7 protein-coding genes are annotated in these 6,000 nt (G+C 66.2%); 2 read left to right on the top strand and 5 right to left on the bottom strand.

Annotated features, from left to right (window positions below):
- Positions 1-63: 63 nt before the first annotated feature.
- From OCH239_RS14330 to phnD, 5 genes are read right to left on the bottom strand one after another with little or no spacing between them, the layout of a single operon-like run.
- Positions 64-972 (bottom strand): HAD-IIA family hydrolase, encoded by a 909-nt coding sequence (locus OCH239_RS14330; protein ID WP_037264045.1) that lies wholly within the window; start codon positions 970-972, stop codon positions 64-66.
- On the bottom strand, positions 969-1,778 hold the full coding sequence (gene phnE / locus OCH239_RS14325; protein ID WP_037264042.1) for a phosphonate ABC transporter, permease protein PhnE: 810 nt from the start codon (positions 1,776-1,778) through the stop codon (positions 969-971). Before phnE (OCH239_RS14325) ends, OCH239_RS14330 begins: the two co-directional genes overlap by 4 nt.
- Positions 1,775-2,569, bottom strand: a complete 795-nt coding sequence (phnE, locus tag OCH239_RS14320; protein ID WP_037264039.1) for a phosphonate ABC transporter, permease protein PhnE — start codon at positions 2,567-2,569, stop codon at positions 1,775-1,777. Before phnE (OCH239_RS14320) ends, phnE (OCH239_RS14325) begins: the two co-directional genes overlap by 4 nt.
- Positions 2,566-3,342: a phosphonate ABC transporter ATP-binding protein gene (phnC, locus tag OCH239_RS14315; protein WP_037264036.1), complete on the bottom strand. Its 777-nt coding sequence runs from the start codon at positions 3,340-3,342 to the stop codon at positions 2,566-2,568. Before phnC ends, phnE (OCH239_RS14320) begins: the two co-directional genes overlap by 4 nt.
- A gap of 52 nt (positions 3,343-3,394) precedes the next feature.
- Entirely contained in the window at positions 3,395-4,378 is a 984-nt protein-coding gene (gene phnD, locus OCH239_RS14310; protein WP_037264034.1) for a phosphate/phosphite/phosphonate ABC transporter substrate-binding protein, read from the bottom strand.
- A gap of 182 nt (positions 4,379-4,560) precedes the next feature.
- Between phnD and OCH239_RS14305 the strand changes: the two genes are divergently transcribed.
- Together OCH239_RS14305 and OCH239_RS14300 are read left to right on the top strand one after the other, a co-directional pair.
- The gene (locus tag OCH239_RS14305) at positions 4,561-5,367 is read left to right on the top strand and encodes a DeoR/GlpR family DNA-binding transcription regulator (protein ID WP_051489492.1); all 807 of its coding nucleotides are present in this window, start codon (positions 4,561-4,563) and stop codon (positions 5,365-5,367) included.
- Between the two features lie 229 nt (positions 5,368-5,596).
- Positions 5,597-5,968 carry a DUF4186 domain-containing protein gene (locus OCH239_RS14300; RefSeq protein ID WP_341871949.1) on the top strand — a complete coding sequence of 124 codons (372 nt, stop codon included), beginning with the start codon at positions 5,597-5,599 and terminating at the stop codon, positions 5,966-5,968.
- Positions 5,969-6,000 lie beyond the last annotated feature (32 nt).

The raw sequence follows: 6,000 nt of genomic DNA, 5'->3' as shown, positions 1-6,000 counted from the left end.
TTCTACGCGAACTGCATGGATCTTTGAGACAGTTCCCCGCGGCGGGCATCGCCTGCCGCGGGATCAGATCCGGTCCATGACGAAGTCGGGCACGATGCCGGAGGTTGCGATGGCCTCGCCGACGTCGAGCCCCGACAGCGATCCGTCCCCGGTCACGAGCGCAGTGGAAAAGCCCATATGCGCGCCGCCGAGAATGTCCGTGTGCAGGGTGTCTCCGACCATCAGCACCCGCGAGGGTTTGCTGGCATGGCGTGCGAGCGCGAGGTCGAAGATCCCCCGGAAAGGCTTGCCCACGAATTCGGGTATGACGCCCGCCTCCTCGACAAGACGATGCGCGAAATGGCCCGGCTCCTGCGTCAGCCCGTCCTCGCGCGGCGCGACGAGATCGGGGTTTCCGACGCAGACCGGGCGCGGATGCGCGCGGAGGGACGCCGCGAGACGGGATTGCCGCGCCTCGGTCCAGCCGTCGGAGCCGACCAGCAGGAAACCTCCGGCCCGATCGTAGTCCGCGGGGTCGTCGCCCAGATAGGCGATGTCGTGCACCTGCAGCTCGTCGTCCCCGGGCTCGGGCGTGAGCATGACGCCCCAATGGCGACGCGGCGCCGTGTCCAGCTCCGCGAGCAGCGCCTCGCGGCTGGTCACCACCTCGTCCGGCGAGAAATCGAAGCCCAGCGTCGCGTAGCGCTGCATCATGCGCCGTTTGGGATACCCGGCCGAGTTCGAGACGACCATCACGGGCGTGCCCTGCGCCCGCAATGCCGCGATGCGCCTGGCCGCACCCGGGATCTGCGTCTCGCCGACGTTCAGGACGCCGTAGGCGTCGAGCAGGATCAGGTCGAAGTCTGCCGCTATGTCGCCGAGGTTCCGGACCGCCCGCCACGTCGCCGGGAACTCGGCCTCGGGGAGGCGCGGGCGCACGCCCAGATAGGCCTCGAACGCGCGGGCCGGGTCGAGCGCGATCGGAACGGTCACAGGATCCGGCGCCGCAGAAAGGCCGAGACCACCTCGCCGAGGATGACGAGGACGAGGATCGCGAGAAGGACGGTCGCCGCCTCTGGCCAGTTGAAGGTGTCGATGGCGCCCTGAAGGATGATGCCGATGCCGCCCGCGCCGACGAGGCCGAGAACGGTCGATTCCCGCAGATTGATGTCCCAGCGCAGGATCGCGACGGCCCAGAAGGTCGGCATGACCTGCGGCACGATGGCGTAGGCGATGACCTTGAAGCGCGACGCGCCGGTGGCTTCGAGTGCCTCGACCGGGCGCTTGTCGATCTCCTCGATCGCCTCGCCGAGAAGCTTGCCGATGAAGCCGATGGAGCGGAACATGATCGCGATGATGCCCGCGACGACGCCCGGTCCGAAGATCGCGACGAACAGCAGCGCCCAGATGATGGTGTTGACCGACCGCGAGGTCACGAGGATCAACCGCCCGAGCCAGAGAGTCGCGCGGTTGGGCGTCGTGTTCTGCGCCGCGAGATAGGCGACCGGCAGAGACATCAGCACCGCGAAGGCCGTGGCGAAGGTCGCGATGTTCACCGTCTCCCACAGAACCCTCAGGATCGTGGCGAGGTTGGTGGCGTCGGGCGGATACATCCGCTCGAAGAGATCGCCCATCTGCGCGGGCGCGTCCCAGACCCAGGCCCAGACCACCTCGATGGACGAGATGGACCATGCGATGGCCAGCGCGCAGACCGCGAAGATCGCGAAGAGCTGCCATTTCTGCCTGGACGAGAAGCGGCTCCAGTCCTCGCGGCCGAATTGTTCGGAAATGCTGGTCATCCGATCCGCTTCCTGATCTGTCCGCTGATCCCTTCCGAGATCAGGATCACGCCCACGATGACGATGGTGATGGCGAGGGCGAAGTCGTAGTCGTAGCGCCCGAAGGCGTTGGCGAGCGTCGCGCCGATGCCGCCCGCGCCGACGATGCCGACGACGGCCGAGGCGCGCAGGTTGCTGTCGAGCTGGTAGATCGTCAGGCCGATCTGGCGCGGCATGATCTGCGGGAAGATCGCGTAGAACATGGTCGAGAAGAACGGCGCGCCCGCCGCCCTCATCGCCTCGACCTGTCCGAAGTCGATCTCCTCGATCCGTTCGGCCAGCATCTTGGCGACGAAGCCGATGGAGTAGACGACAAGCGTGAGCACGCCCGCGAAGGGTCCGAAGCCGACGGCCTTCACGAAGATGATCGCGACGATGACCGGGTGGAAGCTGCGCGCGACGATGATGACGAAGCGCCCGAGGTAGTAGATCGGCAGCGGCGCCACGTTGCGCGCGGCCATGAAGGCGATGGGGATCGACAGGAGCACGCCGCCGGTGGTGGCGAGGATGGCGATCTTGAGGCTCTCGAGAAAGCCGTCGATCAGCAGGCCACTGCGCTCGAAGCTCGGAGGGAAGGCGCCGCCGAAGATGCGGCCCGCGCGGCCGAGACCGTCTGCGACGCGTCCCCAGTCGATGGGCAAGGTCGCGCCCACCCAGAGGAAATAGGCCAGCGCGCCGAGATACACCGCCCAGCGGATCACCGGGTTGGCGATGAAAGGCGGCTTGCGCCAGGTATCGCGCGCCTCGCTCATGAGGCCTGCCTCAGGTCTTCGCTTCGGTCGGCATGCGGGCTGCCGGAATAGATCCGGTCCATCGCCTCCTGATCGAGGCTCGCGGGCTTGTCGTCGAAGATGATGCGGCCGTAGCGCATGCCGACGATCCGGTCGGTGTATTCCTTGGCCTCGGTCACGTTGTGGATGTTGATGAGGACCGGCAGCTTCAGCTCTCCGGCGAGGTCGCGCAGGAGGCCCATGATCTGCTCGGAGGTCTTGGGGTCGAGCGAGGCGGTCGGCTCGTCCGCCAGCAGGATCTCGGGGTCCTGCATCAGAGCGCGCACCACGCCGACGCGCTGGCGCTCGCCGCCCGACAGCTGGTCGGCACGGGTGTTGGCGTAATGCGCGATGCCCACCCGCTCCATCAGCTCGTAGGCGCGGCGGATGTCCTCTTTCGGATAGCGCCGCATGATCGCCGCCCAGGTCGAGATGTAGCCCAGACGCCCGGACTGCACGTTCTCCATCACGGTGAGACGGTCGACGAGGTTGAAGCCCTGGAAGACCATGCCGATCTTGCGCCGCGCCGCGCGCAGGTTCCGGCCGCGCAGCTTTGTCAGCTCGGTGCCGTTCAGCACGACGGAGCCCGATGTCGGCTCCACCAGCCGGTTGATGCAGCGCAGGAGCGTCGACTTGCCGGCACCGGACGAGCCGATGATGGACACGACGCTTTCTCCCTCGATGGTCAGGTCGAGGTTCTTCAGGACCGGGTCGCCGCTGCCGTAGCGTTTGACGAGGTCGGTGATCTTCAGCATGGGATGCTCCGCTCTCGGACCGGCGCGCGGGGCGCCGGTCCGCAAGTGCCAGTTATTCCGCGGCGAGGCCTTCGGGCGTGTATTCCACGCCGTTCGCCTCCTGGATCTGACGGATCACGGCCCATTGCTCCTCGTAGGTGATGGGCACGAATTTCGACACGCCTTCGAATTCCTCACCGAGTACGGTGCCCTCGAAGTCGAAGCTGAAGAACGCCTCTTCGATGCTCTTCTTGAGCTCGGGCGCGAGATCGTGCGCATAAGTGTAGGACGTCGTCGGGAAGGGATCGCTCTCCCAGACGATGCGGACCTCCTCGGGATCGTAGAGGGCGCGCTCGGCCATCCGGTCGACCACCTCCGAGGCGACCGGCGCCGCATCGTAATCGCCCGCGACGACGCCCAGCATCGACTGGTCGTGGCTGCCCGAGTAGTTCACCTCGTAATCCTCGCCCGGCACCACGCCGAGATCGGGGAAGAGCGCGCGCGGCGCCTGGTTGCCCGAGTTGGACGTGGGCGAGGTGTGCGCGATGCGTTTGCCCGCAAGGTCCGCCATCTCCTGAATATCGCTGTCGGCCTGCGTGTAGACCTGCAGGGTGTAGCCGAAGCGGCCGTCATCGGCGCCCATGATTGCGAAGGGCACGGCGCCTGCGAGGTTCACCGCGAAGGGCGTCGGGCCGGTCGAGAAGCCGGCAATGTGCAGACGGCCGGAGCGCATGGCCTCGACCTCGGCCGAGTTGGACTGAACCGCGAAGAACTGCACGTCCTTGCCGGTCGATTCCTCCAGATGTTCGATGAACGGCGTCCAGATATCCTCGTAGATCGCCGGATCCTCGACCGGAGTGTAGGCGAAGACGAGCGTGTCGGGGTTGCGCAGCTGGCTCTCGTCCTCCGGCGCGTCGGCCACGAGGTCGCCGTTCGCGTCGCAATACTGCTCATCGAGCTGGCCGCGGTTCTCGCAGCCATCCTGCGCGAATGCGGCCGAAGCCGTGAGCGCCAGGGCGGCGAGCGCCGTGGTCCCGAAGATCGTGTCCTTGGGCATCTCTAAAGTCTCCTCCCGTTTCTTTCCGTGCGCCGCCTCCACGGCGCATTGAACCGATGACAGCACCGAAGTTTGGGATATGCAACATCCGGAGTTCCGGAATCTGCGTTTTTGCGATAGTCCGGGACCGGAAACGTGGGTTGGAGCCAAGATCCGTGGGTGAGGCCCTGGAGCCAAAGCGAATGAAGAAGGCGGACCGGCGACGGCAGATCCTGCTGGAGCTTCGGCTCAAACCGCATGTCCGCGTCAGCGAGCTTGCTGCGCAGTTCGGCGTGACGACCGAAACGGTTCGCCGCGACATGGAAGAGCTGAGCGAAGCTGGCTTGCTTAATCGGGCACATGGCGGCGCTTCGGCGGCTGCACCCGGCATTCACCGCGACATGGACGAGCGCCGCCTCGAACGCGTCGCCGAGCGGGAGAGGCTCGGCCGGTTCGCGGCGAGCCTCGTATCCGACGGGGACACGATCATGATCGATGCCGGCACGACGACGATGGAGCTTGCCCGTGCCCTCGCCTTCGCGGAGCGGCGCGTGACGGCGATCACGAACTCGCTGCAGGTCGCGATGATGCTCGGTCAGAATGCCAGGGCCAGCGTGCGTCTCGCGCCGGGCACGTATATGCGCGAGGAAGCCGCGCTCGTCGGCATCGAGACATGCGAGTACCTTGCCCGCTACAATGTCGATGCATGCTTTCTCGGCGCGGCGGGCCTCAGCGAAGTCGGGGTGACCGAGGCCGTCGACGGCTTCGATGCCATCAAGCGCACGATGATGTGTCAGAGCGGCGCGCGGCACTTCTTGATCGACAGCAGCAAGTTCGGGCGCACGCACTTCTCGCGCGTCGCCTCCTGTGCCGAGATCGGGACTTTGGTCACCGACATGCCGCCCGCGGGATCGCTGGCGGCGGCGCTCCCAGAGACCGAGGTCCGGATTCTCGTAACTCCACCGGGGAAGGCCCGCGCGGGGATCAGCAGACTCGCGGGCCGCCGCTGATATGGCGAGAATGCCGATGCTACATACGCTCTGGTCCAAATTCACCCGGCCGATCCTGAGGCGCCCGTCGCGGAACCGGGTGGCACAAGGGATCGCGCCGTAGCAAGAAGTCCCTTTTGCAACTGAGGAAACTGGCAGACGCACCGCTCCCGCCCGGGCACGCTTTGTTGCGCATTGCCGTTGTCGGTGGGAGGGTCGCGACGACTACCGATCCACCATATGCAGGGACATGATGGCAGGGACATCAAGCGACATCTTCGAACGCCTCGAGCGGTCGCGATTCCGGGCGCGCTTCCGGCTTGGGGGCAAAGAGGCGGCTTACCTCGCGGAGAAAGGCCCGGAGGTCATCCAGTCGCACGCTGCGGACTTCGTGGCTCGGCGCCTGGCCCCGGCGTTTCCGCAGAATGACGGCAAGCAGACGCCAATGCGGGGGCACCCGGCCTTTATCGCCCAGCACGCCACAGCGACCTGTTGCCGGTCCTGCCTTGCCAAGTGGCATGGAATTCCGGCCGGCCGCCCCTTAAGTGAAGAAGAGCAGCGTCGGATCGTTCTTCTCATCATGACATGGATCGATCGCAACCACGATGCAGCCGCCACTTAGGCTCTGGCCGCGCGCTCCTCGGACGCTTTCGT

Source organism: Roseivivax halodurans JCM 10272 (genome assembly GCF_000521785.1).
In the GTDB taxonomy this organism is placed as follows: domain Bacteria; phylum Pseudomonadota; class Alphaproteobacteria; order Rhodobacterales; family Rhodobacteraceae; genus Roseivivax; species Roseivivax halodurans.
Note: the sequence above shows the minus strand (reverse complement) of the source record. Positions and strands in the feature narration are given on the sequence as shown.